Origin of the sequence: Paenibacillus sp. AD87 (assembly GCF_001659845.1) — a bacterium.
GTDB classification, from domain to species: domain Bacteria; phylum Bacillota; class Bacilli; order Paenibacillales; family Paenibacillaceae; genus Paenibacillus; species Paenibacillus marchantiae.
Genome location: NZ_LXQN01000016.1, coordinates 77913 through 94754, shown reverse-complemented (window position 1 = coordinate 94754; position 16842 = coordinate 77913). Strand labels below are relative to the sequence as shown.

The window sequence follows — 16842 nt, the reverse complement described above, 5'->3', positions numbered from 1 at the left end:
CTTCGCTTCTTCAGATTCGTTCTGCCCTCTCCGTTATTGTGTAAATGTTTCGTTCAACTAAGAAAGACATATTAAGCCCAGTCATTTCGATTGCAGTGCCTCACTACTTCGAGTGGCGTTGCCCTTTTCGGATCGCAACACCATATCTACAGTGAAATTTCGCGTCCTTCACGTGCGGACTCGTAGATGGCACAAAGGATTTTCATGATTTCAACGCCATCCTCAACGGGGCTTAGTGTCTCTTTGCGCCCTTGGGTACTGTCGATAAAATGATTGACTTCATTACGGAAAGAACCTGCGAAATCAAGGGATTTGAAATCCACCTGTGGCGTCATGTTCAAAATGGTATCGAATTTCTCACCAATCAGTGAAATTTCCGGTTCCAGTTCAGCTCCACCTTTATCGCCATATAGTCTGACCGAAGTTTCATCCTGCTTCGCGTGCAGTGTGAAGCTTACATCCACCAGCAGGCTTGCCCCGTTCTCGAAACGAATCAACGCATTAGCCATATCCTCCACGGTGTTTTTGTTCGCATCATAATCCGCTGCCTGATAGAATGACAGATTACGGATATTTGCACGGTTACCCAATCGATTGGAGACATTCGCAGACACGGTTTTCACCTTCGGTTTGCCCATCAGGTACCAGGAGATATCAATAATGTGCACGCCAATATCGATCAACGGGCCGCCGCCAGAACGTTCCACATCTGCAAACCAGCCGCCCGGATTGCCCAAACGCCGCAGACAGGATGCCTTGGCATAATAGATCTCTCCCAGCTCGCCTTCATCAATGAACTTCTTCAGGATCTGCGCATTGTCGCTATAGCGGCGTACAAAGCCAACCTGAAGCAGCTTTCCACTGCGATGAACAGCCTTCTCCACCTCTAACGCATCTTCTACCGTCTGACAGAGCGGCTTCTCGCAAAGTACGTTTTTACCCGCATCCAGAGCAGCAATGCTGATCTCGGCATGTGTATCATTCCAGGTACAGATGCTGACCGAATGGATTTCAGGTAGTGCCAGGAGCTCCTTATAATCGGTGAATACATGGGTAGCGTTATATTTTTTCGCCGCTTCCTGGGCACGTGCTTCATTCAGGTCGCATATAGCGTATATTTCAACTTCGGGATTACTGTCATACGCTTGTAAATGAAAATCGGAAATTGATCCTGCACCGATAACGGCAATTTTAAGTTTGGACATGGATTTTCCCCTCCATAATCTGTTGAATGATGGTCATATCAGTTGATTCAAAACATATGATAATCGGCTTAACGTAACTACGGTGAATGTTTGGACTTTCGGCCGCTGTTGTCTACAGATTTCTTGTATCAACTGCTCTCAGCAGTTGAAATCCGCAGACAAAGGCGGACGCTACCGCCCCTACAGTTCCAAACTTCACCTCTGTTACTTCAGCCTTACATATAAAAATTGATTCCACTTATATAGTAGTAAGTAGCTGCTTATGCTTCCTCCCAGAAGCGGCGGACGTTATCCATCGCGATTCGGGATGCTGTTTTGCAATTTTCCATACCTTCAAATTCTACAGATATATATCCGTCATAACCGGACTGCTTCAACACACGGAATACTTCCGGCATGTCGATATCTCCGTGACCCACAATCGCACCGCGCAGGTAATTGCCGTGTGCGGTCTGGAACCAGCCCTCTCCGGGATTGCGGTAGGAAGGTCTCCGATAGAAATCTTTGGCGTGCACCATGGATGCATAAGGAATATTGTTTTTCACAGCGCTAACCGGGTCTTCATCCACACAAAGGAAATTGCCAATATCCAGCGTTGTCTTGAAGTTTTCTCGTGCCGTCTCATGCACCAACCGCCGGACACGCTCACTGGACTGCACATAGTAACCATGATTCTCCACACTTGTGGTAATGCCGTGACTCGCTGCGTAATCGGCAATTCGCTGACAGGCCTTCACCAGAACAGGCAGGTCCGCCTCAAATTGGGCGACAGTGCCTTCCTGTGCAGGACGAAACGCAACATCATGGCGCATTCTCGTAACGCCAAGTGCGGCAGCGACATCCACATGCTTCATGACAGCAGCAATCTCATTTTCAAGTGCATCCGGGCCTTCTCCTGTAACGAAGTTGGCACCTATTGCGTAATTGGAAATATCAATTCCCACGTCTTGCGCAGCCTCTCGAATCCGATCAATTAATTCCGGTTGGTCGATCAGGCTGTACCCGATCGGAACAATCTCCACATGTTCTCCGCCCTGCTCGGCGATGTAACGGATGGCGTCGGGTACAGTCAGTTCCTTGGCATCCAGTGCCTGTTGCAGACTGTATGTGCTGAGTCCTACTTTCATATCCTCTCATCCTCTCCTGCTGGTGTGTGGCTCTACCTTACATATACCTTTTTCCATAAGATCATACAATTACCAATAATCGTTTGCTACTCTATTTTCCATGGGATGAATCCAAAATCGGCTTATCTACAAATGTTACGGCTCAATCGCCAGCTTCATGCACCTCTTGTTTGCTCAGATATACACCCAGCCAGGACAACGTTGGATACCATCTGGATTCATGAATGGTCAGACGAATAGTTCTGGCGGTAAAAGGTTCGAAACTACAGATTCGTTTGTGACCAACAATCGTGCCGCGATACAGCTCCTGCCAATCCCCACTCTCACCCTTTGCCTCCAGCGTAAAGCGCTCAATTCGTTGGCCTGAACGGATATGCTCCATAAGAACGACTCGGTCGAACTGCTTTTCCTCCGGCAGTTCTACCTCCAGCCAAGCCAGTTCAGCTCCTTCAGATGGGCACCAGAACATATCCGATTCCTCACACAATACCTGGGTAGCGGCATGTTCTCCATCCATGGTATCCGATGCGTGAATTCTCGCCCCAACAGCCAAACTTTGCCGATAAGTACCGCACAAAAAGTCTCCGAGCTGCTGCAGCCGCTCAATATCCTGTTCGTGAATAAGGCCGCGTCGATCTGGTGGAAGGTTTAGTAGAAAATTGGCGTTGCCGCCAACCGCTCCATCATAGATGCCAAGCAGTTCCTCCAGCGATTTGACTTGATCGTCCTCGCTTGCATGATAGAACCAACCCGGACGGATGGATGTATTCACTTCTGCGGGATACCAGATGAGCTTGCCCTCATGTTGCCGGATCACTTCCCGACTCCCCAAATCGGCATCCTGTGTATTAATTCTGCTGGCAAACTCACCATCATCCACCTGCTGCGATTGCTCCTGGATCTTCTCATTATCTTGCAAGTAGGCAGGTACGACGCTCCATTCCGAAGTCCGGGTATGACCTGCCTCATTGCCGCACCAGCGAACATCCGGTCCACATACCGAGATTACAGTCTCTGGCTGCAACTCCCGGATCAGCGCATAATAGGAATCCCAATCGTAGACCTGCCTTTTCCCATTCGGCCCCTCTCCGCAAGCTCCGTCGAACCACACGCAGAAAAGTTCACCATATTGGGTTAACAGCTCACGCAACTGATTTTTGAAAAATTCGTTGTATCGCTCTGAATCTCCGTAGGATGCTTCATGACGGTCCCAAGGAGACAGATAGATACCGAACTTCAACCCGCCTTCACGGCAGGCATCGGCAACTTCTTTCACTAGATCACCCGTACCATTTCGCCAAGGGCTGGCGGCTACCGTATGTTTCGTGTACTGGCTTGGCCACAAACAAAACCCGTCGTGATGCTTGCATGTGAGAATTAATCCGGTCATACCGGCAGATTTGCACGCCTGAACCCATTGCCGGGCACTCAGATGAGAAGGGTTAAAGATATCGGGATCTTCATTCCCCGTTCCCCACTCCTGATCTGTAAACGTATTCATGGTAAAATGAATAAATGCATAGAACTCCATCTCCTGCCATTTCAGCTGACGTTCTGATGGCACGACCTGTGCTACTGCCTTCACCCAATCGGTTGTATTTACTGGATTCCTCTCCTCTCATGCCGGTTCTCTGTCCGCTTTCCGTCAAATGCCATAAAGGACCGACAGAGCAGAGCATCTCCAGCGGTCCTTAATTATGTTCATCTGTCGTTGAAAGTCAGCTGCCTGATTGCAATTTGATCCCTGTGCCACGAAGACTCTACCAATCTCAGCGGAACGATCCACGAACCCTCCTGCTGTCCCCACATCCTGCTCACCACATCCATTGCCTTTTCATGCTTGCCTGCAAACCATGCCGCCATAACCTTCATGAATGGGTCTCCTTTCGGAAAATGATGGGTTAGCCATTGGAGTAATCACATTTGTTATTTTCGTTATCATAAAAATGTTATTGTTTCATTCATAAACAGTCTAAGACGTTATGAATGAAACGTCAATACACAAAAAAGACACCCCTAAGGGTGCCTCTCTCTTGATCAATATCGAATATTATTATGTTCATTTTCGCTTTGCCTTTGTCATTCGATTAAACATTATCAGTGCAGCAATCAACATGGCAACAATTGCGATATTACTTGCTGCATCATGCGACATGCCGAACAGAACGCCCAGATTGGTAACCAGGCCTCTGACAATCAGCGCAACCGCAATTAGCAGAATGGGGCTCCAAAAATTATACCTTCTCATCCTTCGCAACACTCCTGACCAGATTGTTCAGAAATTCCGGATCTCATAACACAATCATAACAGTCGTCATGTTCAGTTACAACAGATCAGACGATCCTGCGTTACACTTGTTTGAATTCGATCCAGTCGATCTGCAGACCTGGTTTGGTGAAGTCCAGCTTCAATTCGTACAAGCCTGCTTCCAACTCCACTTTAACAAGTTTCTGTCTGATCCACTTACCTTCAGTACCATTGGTTTGAATGGTTGTCATCAATTGATCATTGAGAATCACATTACATGCACTTTGTGCCAGTTCCGGCTCAGGAGACATGATCTGTACAATAATCCGATATTGACCTGCTTCATCCACTTTCATGTAGACAGGTTCGCCCACAACGGGTTTGACCTGTGCATTATCAGCCAGCGCTTGTGCCTGCTCTGAGGAAAGTGAAGCATTCGCTTGGAATGAAGCGACATTCTCTACAATCTCATGTTTTCTGGAGAAGACAGGTGCATTCATGATGAACTCACAAATATTCATAGCCGAGCGCTGAAGCTCTCCGCGTGTCAACGTCCCATTTTCCAGAGATTCGATCGTGTTATCATCCCAGCCGTTGATTTCTGCGCCATAGTTAGGTACAACCATGTACAGATCGTTTTGAGCGCGAACCATCCAGTTGGTGTTTTTCCGATCTGCTGGTCCACCTTCAACGCCATCGTTCATAATAGCCCACCAGTCGGTCATCACGATACCTTGGAAGCCCCACTCCCCACGAAGAATGGTCGTGTTCAGATCGTAGTTCGAAGCCGCCCAATGTCCATTAATCGGATTGTAGGAGGTCATGATCGAGTTCGCACCGCCTTCTTTCACGGCAATCTCGAACCCTTTCAGATAGATCTCACGCAATGCACGTTCAGATACAACAGCATCCACTTTACTGCGATGTTTCTCTTGATTGTTGCAGGCGAAATGTTTCAGCGTAGCATTAGAGCCACCCTTCATGATTCCTTTTGTGCAAGCAGCAGCAAATACACCAGAAATCAACGGATCTTCTGAGAAATACTCAAAGTTACGTCCATTCATCGGACTCCGGCGAATATTCAATCCAGGCCCGAGCAGTGCATCCACCTGATTTCTCAGCAATTCTTGACCTTCCATCACATACAGCTCTTCAACGAGTTCTGCATTCCATGTTGCTGCCAGCAAAGTTCCAATAGAAACTTGTGTAGCCTTCTCCCCGCTATCCATACGAATACCGGAAGGGCCATCCGCAGTACATGCAACAGGGATTCCGTAATTGAACAGACTGTCACTCACACCGCCAAATGCGGAAGCTGTACCCGATGTAACGAGTGGGCTGCTCATACCTTCGCCTCTTACGATGGCTGCCAGATCCTGATCACTCAATTGGGCGATAAATGCTTCCAGGCTGATTTTGCCATCCTTCACATCTCTCAGCTTGTAGCCCTGATTTCCAGTTTGCTCCAGCGTTTGCGGTAAGCATTGTTCAATTCGTTCAGCCATGGATACTTGGCGCGTCGGTACATCTGCATAGATCAGCTCGTAAGATCCGTCTTCTTTGCGCGCTCCCGGCTTCATTCTCGTAAAGCCTTCAGTCGGTGCCATTGCCTCCTGGAGCTGTTCCACGAGTTGAATCGTTTCTACGACGTAGCCATCTTGGCCATCAATGCTGACATGCTCCACATTTTTGACACTGGTTCCTACGTACAAACGATATGTTCCTGCCTCAAGTACATACGCCGATGCATGTCCAGTTACGCCAGCATCATCATAGGAAGCCATGGAATCCACAGGGAAACTCACGGTCAGACGCTGAGACTCACCCGGCTGAAGCAGATTCGTTTTGCCGAATGCCACCAGAGCTTTTGCAGGTTTCCCTAATTGACCTTGTGGGGCTTCATAATAGATCTGCACTACTTCTTTACCGGCATAGGTCGTGCCCGTATTGGCTACGGTTACATTCACCTTAATGCTATTTTCTCCGTCTTGGGAGATCCATTTTGCGTCTTCTGCCTTGGTTGTGAACGTGGTATAGGACAAGCCGTATCCAAATTCAAATTGTACTTTTTCAGGTCGAAACGTTTCGAAATAACGGTAGCCTACGTAGATATCTTCTTGATAAAGGTTCTTAAACTCATTGCCATAATTGCTTGTGGAAGAATAATCTTCAATGGAATACGCAATCGTATCCGTTAATTTACCACTTGGTGTAACGTCTCCGGCCAGTACATCGGCGATCGCATTACCACCCTCCATACCGCCATGCCACGAGTAAATGACACTTTGGATCGGATGAACGTAAATTTCATCATTCAACCAGCTCATGTCCATGATGTTCGATACATTCAACACGACGATTGTTTGTTCAAAATGATTCGTGACCTGCTTCAGCATCGCTTTCTCATCTTCCGTCAACCGGTAGCTGCCTGGTGCATCCACATTATCCTGATCTTCGCCTGCTGTACGTCCAATCACTACGATCGCTTTGCTGGATTTACTTCTGGCTTGAGATACCACTTCATCGGTTAAAGGCATTTCTTTCTGATTCCAAGGCTCTGCCGCCCATACTTTTCCACCGTCATCAAACGGGTTTTCTTCAATCCATTTTTCATAGACAGCTGCCAATTCTTCATTAACTGTAAGTCTTTTTTTGCTGCGCAGACCATCCAGCAAATTGGTTGTATACGCTACATGAACGCTGCCGCCTGAGCCCGTACCACTGCGATAATAGTTGACTTGAATCCGTCCAAACACTGAAACGTTTTCGTCTTTTTGAATCGGAAGCGCCTGTCCTTCGTTCTTCAAAAGCACTGCGCCTTCAGCGGCAACTGTGCGGCTAAACTCTGCAAACCCTTCCAATGGAACTCCGATTTGATGTGTGCTCAATGATTTCCCTCCTGATTGTCATCTCCATACCCACGAATCACTATATATAAAATGAATTTATGAAACTCACACTTGGGTCACTCCGATGACAGAACAACCTTCCGATCACTGTTATCCCCAGATTTCCTTAATACCTTTTTAAAGGGTTGAAATCAGGTGATAAAGGTGAACGCTTCGCTTCTTCAGGTTTTTTCTGTCCTCTCCGCTATCGTGTAACTCTTCTTTGGTTCATTTTATAAAGAAAGATATTCGTTAATCTGGTAGATTCACTTGTATCTAGTCTCATATTAACAGATTCTATAGTAGAAAATAAATCAGGTTAAACGTTTTTTCTCACAGTGGACATGATTTTACGATTATCCAACTTAAAAAGCCACGAACGTCATTCGTTCGTGACTTTTATTCTTGTGCGACCTATGCATTAGGTTGTTAATTTGGCATAGACAAGGAAGAACAACATGTTCTCTCCCACGATAGCATAATTAGGCACCCGATAGATCAGATCCACAACGATAAACGCGGCCATTATCCCCAGCATAAACACCAAGTGACGCGGACGTAGCCGCAGATGAGCATGCCTGTATCGGTGGAACACCAGCGAGGTGGACAGAAAATACAGCAGAACTGAACCAAAAACAAAGGCTAACATGAAACCATAATTGAGTTCATCCAGGTATAACAGTTGAATAGAAGCGGCAATCATGCTCATGGATATATAGATGAACAGATGGCCGTATATGATCGCTTGCCCGGCGGTCTGGATCTCTTTGCTGACCTTTTTCTCAACATTATCAAAATACTGCCACCACATCGCAATCACGAATATGGATGTAAACGCCGCGAACAGAACAGATCGTACATCCCAGTGATCCATTTGCAGCACAGCAATGATACTGACGACCGACTCACCGAGCAGGATGAGAGTAAACAGAGCGAAACGTTCCAATAAATGATGCGTGTGTATCGGCACCTTCACCAGATTTTTGCGTCCGATGAGCGGGAGAATGATATCCACGGCAATTCCGACGTACAAAATCGCATATCGCAGCCATGAATCAAAGAACAGGGAACCTGTTGAGATCAATATGCCGATGATGAAGCATACACCCAGATAACGAGCGGCTTTTTGTTGATGTTCGCTTTTGGAATTATGAATCATAAAATATTGAATGGCAGTCAATGCCCTCGAACCGATATAACCCGCAAAGAAAGGAAGATAGTATTCATCAAAATCAACCGAGAGACTCGCCGTCATCACCAGAACAGACAGGAGTTGAAGGATAAGAAAGACTCGATGGATGAAAATGTCCTGACCATAACGGTTAATAAATAGGGTCTGACCGACCCATGCCCACCAGACAGGAATAAAAATCAAAACAAATTTCATCAGATATTCAAAGGAAATCACGCCGTGTTCGGCATGCAGCAGGACATGTCCCGCTTTGGAGACCGCTGCTACAAAAAGCAAATCATAGAACAGCTCCAGCCAGGTAACCTTTTTCTCCATCATCCTTCAATGCTCCTTTAGTTGAACTCATATCAAAAAGATTGCTTGTTCTGGCCCTTCTTTAACGTGCCATCATAGAATGCGAAGACTCCAACGTTCTTACTTGGATCGGCTGCAAATTGCCTTCAATTTGGGCACGATATGGCTCAAACCACTCAGGCAGCATGAGTTTCTGTCCGAGCGACTCCGCTGGCTCATCTTTCGCGAATCCAGGAGGATCGGTAGCAATTTCGAACAAGATTCCGCCAGCTTCTCTGAAATAGATTGCGTTAAAATATTGACGGTCCCGAACTGGGGTTGGCTGATAGCCGTACTGTTGTACAGCTTCTCTCCACTGCTCGTGTTCTGCAAAATCTTTGGCACGCCACGCAATATGGTGGACCGTCCCTGCTCCGCCTGCCCCCAAAGCCATCCGGGTGACAGGAACATCCACGATATTGCCGATATCTCCGAAGGACCGGAAACGTACATACTCCTCATCTTCATCTACTTTGGTGAATCCGAGTATTTTGTCCAGCGCATCCATCGTTCTCTGCGGATTGACGCTGAACAGCACGGCACCTCCAAATCCTTTGATGGCTTTGTCCGCTGGAATGCCTTCATGCACCCAGGTGCTGGCTGGGCCCTCTTCACGTTCAACCAGTTCCAGACGCAAGCCCTCACTGTCTTCGAATTGCAGCAGCTCTTCGTTAAAACGACTTGTTTTGGTTACCTCAATGTTATACTGCTCCAGCCGATCCTGCCAGAAGCCAATAGTCCCAGGTGGAATCACATATGAGGTGATGCCGACCTGACCGCCACCAATTTTGCCTCGCGGTGATCCGGCTGATGGGAAGAATGTGATAATGGTACCCGGACTTCCGTTCTCATCCCCAAAGTACAGATGGTAAACGTCTGGTGCATCGAAGTTGATTGTTTTTTTCACAAGCCGAAGTCCCAGAACTCCAGCATAAAAGTCGACATTAGCCTGTGGATCTCCCGCAAAAGCTGTAATATGGTGAATACCTGCAGTTTGAATGGTCATCATCATTTCCTCCTAGGTTTATAGATCATTTATATTATCTTAATATTAAGATATTAAACCGAACTGATTCAGTTATTATTTTGTTGGGCCTGTTCCTGTTTCAGTTTATCCGGAGTGACGTCATCGCCGTTCGGATCATAGATGGTTACATTCAGCAGAATATCGTTGATCGAACCGCGAAAGGTTTGCAGATATTCCTGGCGCAGACGAATTTGTTCTGCTTTCTCCATCTCCGTCAATCCTGCCGCGTTGGCTTTTCTTGAAAGTTCATTTATTCTGGTCAATGTTGGAATCATCATCTTGATCTCTCCTTGTAAATCGGAATTAAGATATTTGCTTTTCTCGGTGTAATTTATATTCAAATTAAATATCTTAATTTAAAGATAAATGATTTATGATCCGTTGTCAATCGTTTTCTCCCATTTAAAATAGAATGAAAAAAGGGCCTACTCCAAAGTTTGACCATAGAGTAAGCCCTTCTTATATTTAGATATAGGTTAACCCAACTTCTGACCACAGTTTGGACAGAAATTTGCTCCTTCATTCTTAGCGCCACAGTTCGGACAGAAATTCGGCTTTTTATTGTCTCCAGACGAAGAAGATGCACCTGCATCGCTGTTTTGATTAGCCGCAGGTTTTTGATCCGAATTCTGATTCTGGTTGTTCTGGTTCTGATTCATGTTCTTCATCATTTCATTCGCCATGTTCATGCCCATCATCATGCCCGCCATATCCGAAGCAGCGCCACCACCCTTAACTTTACCGGATGAGATACCATCAGTCATGCTGACCTGCTGATATTTTTGCAAATTGCCGATCATTTCATGTGAAGCCGTCTTCGTAATCATATCCTGGATCTCCTGCGGATAATTGAAGCTCATCACCTGGAAGCCTGTAATTCCGATTCCGATGTCCATCATTTGCATATCCAGATCTTCCTGAATTCCTTTGGCAATATCCGAGGCATTCGCCTGCAGGTTGAACATGTCCTTACCCTCACGGCTAATCCATTTCATTAGCAACTGATCCAGCACAGACGTAATTCGGATTTTAACATCCTCGACCAGATAGCTCTGCTTGATACCCGCGATTTTATCGATCAATGTAACATAGTCACTCACTTTAAAATTAAACGTACCATTCGCACGAACCGGCATTCCACCTGGAAGTTGAGGAGTTGGAATCAATACCGGACTTTGCGTACCCCATCGAACCGTAAACTCCTTCGTATTCACAAACAGCACTTCGACCCGCATGCCGCTGTTGAATCCGAACTTGAAGCCTTTTAAGGTAGACAGAAACGGAATGATCTCGGAATCAATATTAAATGAGCCTTCGTCCTCAAAAATCCCTTCCACCTTGCCGTTATTCAGGAAGATCGCATCTTGCCCCGAACGGATAATCAATTTACTTCCCTTCTTGATCTCACGATTACTCCACTTCCAGAAAATCATATCATCTCTGAACTCTTCCCATTCCACCACATTCGAAAATTGATTTTTGAAAAATCCCATACTCGTTCCCATCCCTTCTATTTGGTCTTACTTCGTATCTTAGAAAGATCTGCTGCTACCACTGTGCGAATGACCGCCTCGGCTGGTACCTCCGCCGCCGCCACCTCCGCCACCATTATTGTTGTTCTTCTCAATTTTGCGTTTGGTTACGGTAGTACGGATATACCGATCCTGACGATCGATTACACTGGAAGTACTTGAATCCTCATAAGTAGCACGATTGACTGTAACTCGCCCACCGGAACGATAGGCCATTACCCCAACAGCAATGCCTCCAAACGCTACTGACGCAGCAAGTTGGAACCAAATATTGAAGAGGATATTATCAGGATTTACTCCCGGTCTAATTCCCATATATTCGTAGGAAAGCTTGATATACTTTTCAAAAGCCAGTTTATAATTACCGTCCGTTACATCTGGTGCAATCTTAGCTGTGATTTTATCTGCTCTGCCGTTGTCGATATAATCTTTCCCTTTATAAAAACCAGCAAGATACATCTTCCGGTTATACATATCAATTGTCAAAATAACTGCATTGCCATGAGCCTTATCGTAACCAAGCCCCTGATCATCATAGAAATCCTCAGTCAGCAGTATTTCACTCTTTTGCTCCTCATTATTTGAGGTGTAAATAACAAAATCCGTCTGTCTTTCAGCCCCATACTCATTCGCCAATGCATTCAGTTCACTTTTCTCCTGCTCGTTCAGCAGATTAGCTTCATCGTATATCAGGTTTTTGCTGTCTGCTGCCGATACCACTGACATTGGAATCAATGGAGACACGAGAGTAATCACAAATAAAATGAGTGTTGCCATCCATGCCAGATGTCTTCTTTTCCTCACAGGAATCCACCTCCCATCATCCAGGCGACCAGTTTCAATGACAAAAAAGAAACGGCTGAAATTCCTGCGAACCATCCGGCAACTTTAGCTTTGCTAATAGGCGGTTTACCAACCACTTTACCTGTCTGTCCATTCATGGCAAAGGTATACTGCGAACGATTGTAGTCATAGTAAACCATCCATACCGGGAGCAGCACATAGTCTGCATTTTTTAACGTAGTATCAATCTGTTTGTCCGTGTAACTAACACTGTTATAACCTGAAACCGTTGATGCAATATAAGAATCGATATAAGAACTCGTTTTTTCCTTGGCGCGCGGGTATAGTTCCTCATCGGTATAACTATATTTTTCCGCAATGTACCCGGCGAGATACGGGGTTTTGAAAAGCTTTAACTGGTTATACGGAAATGGCTCCAGCTTATCCATCAGTTCATCTTTCATTTTCTCCGAAGCATCAATGGGCAGATTCACATAATTCAGCCGGATTCTCCGGTAAATATCAAAATGCTGCGTTTCCGTGTAATGATAATCACCCTGCGTGTAGGTTCTGATTTTTGTGCCACGGCCATGAACTTCGATTTTGTTATGTAACTCATATAACCAGAAGGGCACGTATATCCCGGTAATGCTCTTGACTCGGTCAGCTGTCATGAATCCGCTAGGTGTCAGCAAGCCGTTTCTACACCATTTTTTGAACGCCTGCTTGGCCTCATCCTTACTGATCGAAAAGGGTAAGACCATGGCCGGTGCCAGATCTCCCGTCAGTCGATCACTCAGAACAACGGCAGCTCCACAGAAGCTGCATGTCGTTGCACTTGTCTCCGGCTCAGTCACAATATCCGCGCCGCAGCTGTTACAGTGATACTCCTTGACCTCATTCTCCGTGAACACCTGTTTCTTCAGCGGATCGGGGATCTGTTCGATATTATCCTGTCGTCCGCAGCTGGGGCAGGATAACGCTCCAGTTGCACTATTAAAAAGCATTCCACTGCCGCAGTTGGGACACTTGTACTCGATTACCGGCATTTGCTCACCTCAATGTTTAACGAAATGTATTACATGATATATATCGTTATTTATCTTCCAATTTCTTCTGAATTGCTGCAAGCTCTTCCTCTGGAGTCGGCGTCACCTGTGCATGATTACCCGCTTCGGCATTCATTTTCTGCTCCAACTGCGCAATGAGTACATCCAAATCATCTTCCTGTGCCCCAGCACGAAGTTCAGCCAAAGCCTCAGCTTCGTTAAGTGCCTGATTCGCCTTGTCTTCCATCGCTTTCAAAGCAGCATTCGCATTGGCAGCCGAAGCGTTCCGTTCATTGGCCTGTTGTTGCGCATTGGCAGCCGCCATCCTGCCCTTCAGCTCCGCATGCCGAGCTTCCAATTGCCCCATATCCGCAACCAGCTTCTCGTGCATATGCTTCATCATTTTGGCTTTGGCTGAAGCCCGATCATAAGCAGCTTGTAATTCGTTCAGTTTCACAGTCTGCGCTGCCTTCTTTTCCAGAAATCCACGTGCCTTGTCTTCATCACCGGACTCCGCAGATTTCTCTGCATACCGCTGTAATTTCTTAATCTCTGCATTGCATTCGTCCAAAGCCCTCTTCGCCCGGCTCTCATCCGAGAGAACCGCAGCCGTCTCTGCCTTCACCTGACCCAGATCACTGCTCAAGCTCCGCATATATTCATTCACCGTCTTCTCCGGATCTTGCGCCCGAGCCAGCACATGGTTCACATTCGCTTTCATCACGTCCCTAAACCTCGATAAGATTCCCATCATTCGTTCCTCCTTCGATCAGTTCATATGTACTATAATACATGAATATGAGGTTGAAGGTTTCATTTACTGCCACTGCAACAATAAATTTGAAGTAATCCAAGCGTGACATAATCCCCTTACGTTATAAAAGAAAAGACGATCGCCCATGGCGTCGCCTCATTAACTAAAACTCTTCGAAATCATTGTGTTCCTTTTCGTCATTTACAGTTCTTCTATAAATTTGATACTTTCCTCTGCAATTAGATCGGGATCAGCATCATGAATGTAATGACCGTTATGTAATAATAGATATCGCCCATTCTTCACAGACTCAACGTAATTTACTAAGTAATTTTTCCAGTCCTCGACAGGTAATTCCTCTCCATTAGATATAAAAAAATACATGGGCACATCGGGGATACCTCGTTTTAAAACTTGTGCTGCATTATTCCTAATCATTTTAACTTCTTCATTCATGTTCAGTGTCTGCGTCTTCTTATAAAATAATGCCCTATAGATCTCCTCCTCTTGGAAGGATAGCCTCTTCTCTTCAATTGCGGCGGATGAGTTAACAATGTCGGGGAAAAAACGGGTTATTCCGACACGAGCTCCTAGGCCAGTAAGACTCCTCATACCAAATGAAGGTAGAGGATACTCTTCATAAACTTGTGGAATAGCAGGATCAAGACCAATGATAGCCTCAATTTCATTTGGATACATTTGTGCCCAATATAGTGCTTCTATGCCCGACATAGAATGCGGAAATAACACATATGGCGGTTTTTCTCCCGCTAACGTCAGAGCTGTTCTGGTCTCTTCCAACATTGTATCGATATCACGTGGGACCTTTGCCGTTGCACTGAAACCGTAGCCCGCCTTCTCAACAACAGCAACCTTGTATTGATCCGACAATCTGGAATAGAGCGCCTTGAAATCCAATACAGGAGAAGATGTGCCCCCACCTGACATAAAGACCAGTGTATGTTCTCCGGAACCTTCTATATAGACATGCATTGGGTGATTATTAACATCAACCATTACACCTGGGGGTGATAATATGGCCGATTCTATCTTTAATTTAATTGTATGATTCGCGAAACTAATTGCTATGAACAAAAGCAGGATACCCAATAAAGCCAATGAACCATAACCCATTCGTTTGAGTACAATTTTCATTATATTCCACCAACATTCTGTCCCATTTCCAATTATTATAGCATGTGTTCATAGACGTATACTTTACTAGGATTCGACAGGAAGGCTACTGGAGCTGAAGGCATCGGGTACCTCCAGAATGTTGATGATGTCATCACCGTTATCATGGCAAAACTACGGTTTGGATTGATTGGTGATCCAATCTGGCAAGGAGTCCATCTAGGATGGATTCCTTGAAGAATGAACAATTCTGGCATTTGTACAAGAGAACATTCCAGAAGCTTTGCTAATGTCTATCTTCCCATTTGATTCTTTCATTTTCCCATCTAAAAAGACTTTAAACGCTTCGGCCTTCTGAAGACTTATGACTTGTTCATGTCCTTCCAACCCATTCATGGATAACACATATTCGACGATTGCGTCTGAGTCTGTTATGGAAAGCGAATCTTCATACACATGTAATTGTACATCAGTAAAGGCGTTTTCAAGTTGTTGCTTTCCGTTCTCCATGGAAAATTTTGACTCAATCATGCCAAGAATACGGTCATATTGGCTATCAGGATTAAATTCTTTTACCAACTCTTTCATCTCGGCCATATTTCGTGAACCGATGGTACTTGCATAAAAGGTCCCGTTCTTCTTAAGCACTCTCCCGATTTCGGACAATGCCCTCTCCAGATTCCCGAGATGATATAACATATGATTCGCGATTACGATATCAAAGCTTTCTTCGGGATAATGAATTTCCTCTGCATCCATGACACTCCATTGGACATGTTCCCCAAGGTGAGCAAGATTGCGCTGGGCATCCTGAAGCATCCCCGACGATTTGTCTGTAATGGTTATATCCCAATGATCAGGAATGCGCTCGGCATTGGCCATCCACAACAATCCGTTTCCACCACCCAATTCTAAAACCCTGAGATGATCCTTCTTTGGAAATTGATCAAAGACCCAAAGAGGCCAGGGATATGGATTCGTGCTATATGTTTTATGCAAATGAATTCTCGCGTTGAACTTACCCGAATTAGCATATTGCTTACTTTGGTCAGGGTTTTCATTTTTGGCCGACATTCGAGTCCGCTCCTTTAGCCAGACGCCACGTACGCATGGAATCCGCATAGTTTAATAACTGTTCGGCAAACATCTGAACCTCACTGTCGTTCCAATCGCGCAAGATATGTGCCAAACCATCAATACTCACTTTCAGGAAATCAGACAATTCCTCTTCTCCCAATGGAGACAAGGTAACCAAACTGGACCGTAAATCATTCGGATCTGAGACCGCAACGATATGACCAGACAGTTTCAACCCCTGAATTCTCCGGGTGATTGATGAGGGATTCAAATCTAGTTTGCTGGCAATATCCGTGATCCTCACAGCTCCCTGTTCCTTGACAAAAAGCAGAATTTCAAACGTTAGACGATCCAGATCTGACCGAAGATTTTGTGCATGCGTAAATTCTTTAACTATTCTTAACGTACCGTAAGCCAACTTCTCCAGCTCATCTCGATTACTTGCCAAAAATGATCACCTCCAGTTTGATCATAATTTATTTGTTTGCGCAAA

The 16842-nt window shown here is 45.5% G+C and carries 16 protein-coding genes; all 16 read right to left on the bottom strand.

Annotation, left to right across the window (positions count from 1 at the left end):
• Nucleotides 1-146: 146 nt before the first annotated feature.
• Nucleotides 147-1205, bottom strand: coding sequence for a Gfo/Idh/MocA family protein (locus gpAD87_RS23490; RefSeq protein ID WP_063566462.1), 1059 nt, complete (start codon nucleotides 1203-1205; stop codon nucleotides 147-149).
• A gap of 260 nt (nucleotides 1206-1465) precedes the next feature.
• The gene (locus gpAD87_RS23485) at nucleotides 1466-2332 is read right to left on the bottom strand and encodes a sugar phosphate isomerase/epimerase family protein (RefSeq protein WP_064641251.1); all 867 of its coding nucleotides are present in this window, start codon (nucleotides 2330-2332) and stop codon (nucleotides 1466-1468) included.
• 142 nt (nucleotides 2333-2474) lie between these two features.
• A complete protein-coding gene (locus gpAD87_RS23480; RefSeq protein WP_082935331.1) occupies nucleotides 2475-3863 on the bottom strand; it encodes an alpha-L-fucosidase in 1389 nt (462 codons plus the stop codon).
• Between the two features lie 170 nt (nucleotides 3864-4033).
• Entirely contained in the window at nucleotides 4034-4204 is a 171-nt protein-coding gene (locus gpAD87_RS31945; protein ID WP_157258557.1) for a hypothetical protein, read from the bottom strand.
• 187 nt (nucleotides 4205-4391) lie between these two features.
• On the bottom strand, nucleotides 4392-4580 hold the full coding sequence (locus gpAD87_RS23475) for a hypothetical protein (RefSeq protein WP_024629467.1): 189 nt from the start codon (nucleotides 4578-4580) through the stop codon (nucleotides 4392-4394).
• 101 nt (nucleotides 4581-4681) lie between these two features.
• A complete protein-coding gene (locus gpAD87_RS23470) occupies nucleotides 4682-7468 on the bottom strand; it encodes a glycoside hydrolase family 3 C-terminal domain-containing protein (protein WP_064641247.1) in 2787 nt (928 codons plus the stop codon).
• Between the two features lie 421 nt (nucleotides 7469-7889).
• Nucleotides 7890-8978, bottom strand: coding sequence for a low temperature requirement protein A (locus gpAD87_RS23465; RefSeq protein WP_064641241.1), 1089 nt, complete (start codon nucleotides 8976-8978; stop codon nucleotides 7890-7892).
• Between the two features lie 58 nt (nucleotides 8979-9036).
• Nucleotides 9037-9999, bottom strand: a complete 963-nt coding sequence (locus tag gpAD87_RS23460) for a ring-cleaving dioxygenase (RefSeq protein WP_064641240.1) — start codon at nucleotides 9997-9999, stop codon at nucleotides 9037-9039.
• 68 nt (nucleotides 10000-10067) lie between these two features.
• Nucleotides 10068-10295: a DUF896 domain-containing protein gene (locus gpAD87_RS23455; RefSeq protein ID WP_063566529.1), complete on the bottom strand. Its 228-nt coding sequence runs from the start codon at nucleotides 10293-10295 to the stop codon at nucleotides 10068-10070.
• A gap of 201 nt (nucleotides 10296-10496) precedes the next feature.
• Complete coding sequence (locus gpAD87_RS23450) at nucleotides 10497-11513, bottom strand: SPFH domain-containing protein (protein ID WP_063566468.1); 1017 nt, start codon at nucleotides 11511-11513, stop codon at nucleotides 10497-10499.
• A gap of 39 nt (nucleotides 11514-11552) precedes the next feature.
• Nucleotides 11553-12329 carry a TPM domain-containing protein gene (locus tag gpAD87_RS23445; RefSeq protein ID WP_064641317.1) on the bottom strand — a complete coding sequence of 259 codons (777 nt, stop codon included), beginning with the start codon at nucleotides 12327-12329 and terminating at the stop codon, nucleotides 11553-11555.
• 23 nt (nucleotides 12330-12352) lie between these two features.
• Nucleotides 12353-13384 carry a TFIIB-type zinc ribbon-containing protein gene (locus tag gpAD87_RS23440; RefSeq protein WP_064641238.1) on the bottom strand — a complete coding sequence of 344 codons (1032 nt, stop codon included), beginning with the start codon at nucleotides 13382-13384 and terminating at the stop codon, nucleotides 12353-12355.
• 46 nt (nucleotides 13385-13430) lie between these two features.
• Complete coding sequence (locus gpAD87_RS23435) at nucleotides 13431-14135, bottom strand: PspA/IM30 family protein (RefSeq protein WP_197521508.1); 705 nt, start codon at nucleotides 14133-14135, stop codon at nucleotides 13431-13433.
• A gap of 204 nt (nucleotides 14136-14339) precedes the next feature.
• Nucleotides 14340-15293, bottom strand: a complete 954-nt coding sequence (locus gpAD87_RS23430) for an alpha/beta fold hydrolase (RefSeq protein ID WP_064641235.1) — start codon at nucleotides 15291-15293, stop codon at nucleotides 14340-14342.
• Nucleotides 15294-15491: 198 nt separating this feature from the next.
• A complete protein-coding gene (locus gpAD87_RS23425) occupies nucleotides 15492-16346 on the bottom strand; it encodes a class I SAM-dependent methyltransferase (RefSeq protein ID WP_064641233.1) in 855 nt (284 codons plus the stop codon).
• On the bottom strand, nucleotides 16330-16797 hold the full coding sequence (locus gpAD87_RS23420; RefSeq protein WP_064641231.1) for a MarR family winged helix-turn-helix transcriptional regulator: 468 nt from the start codon (nucleotides 16795-16797) through the stop codon (nucleotides 16330-16332). Before gpAD87_RS23420 ends, gpAD87_RS23425 begins: the two co-directional genes overlap by 17 nt.
• Nucleotides 16798-16842: the final 45 nt, after the last annotated feature.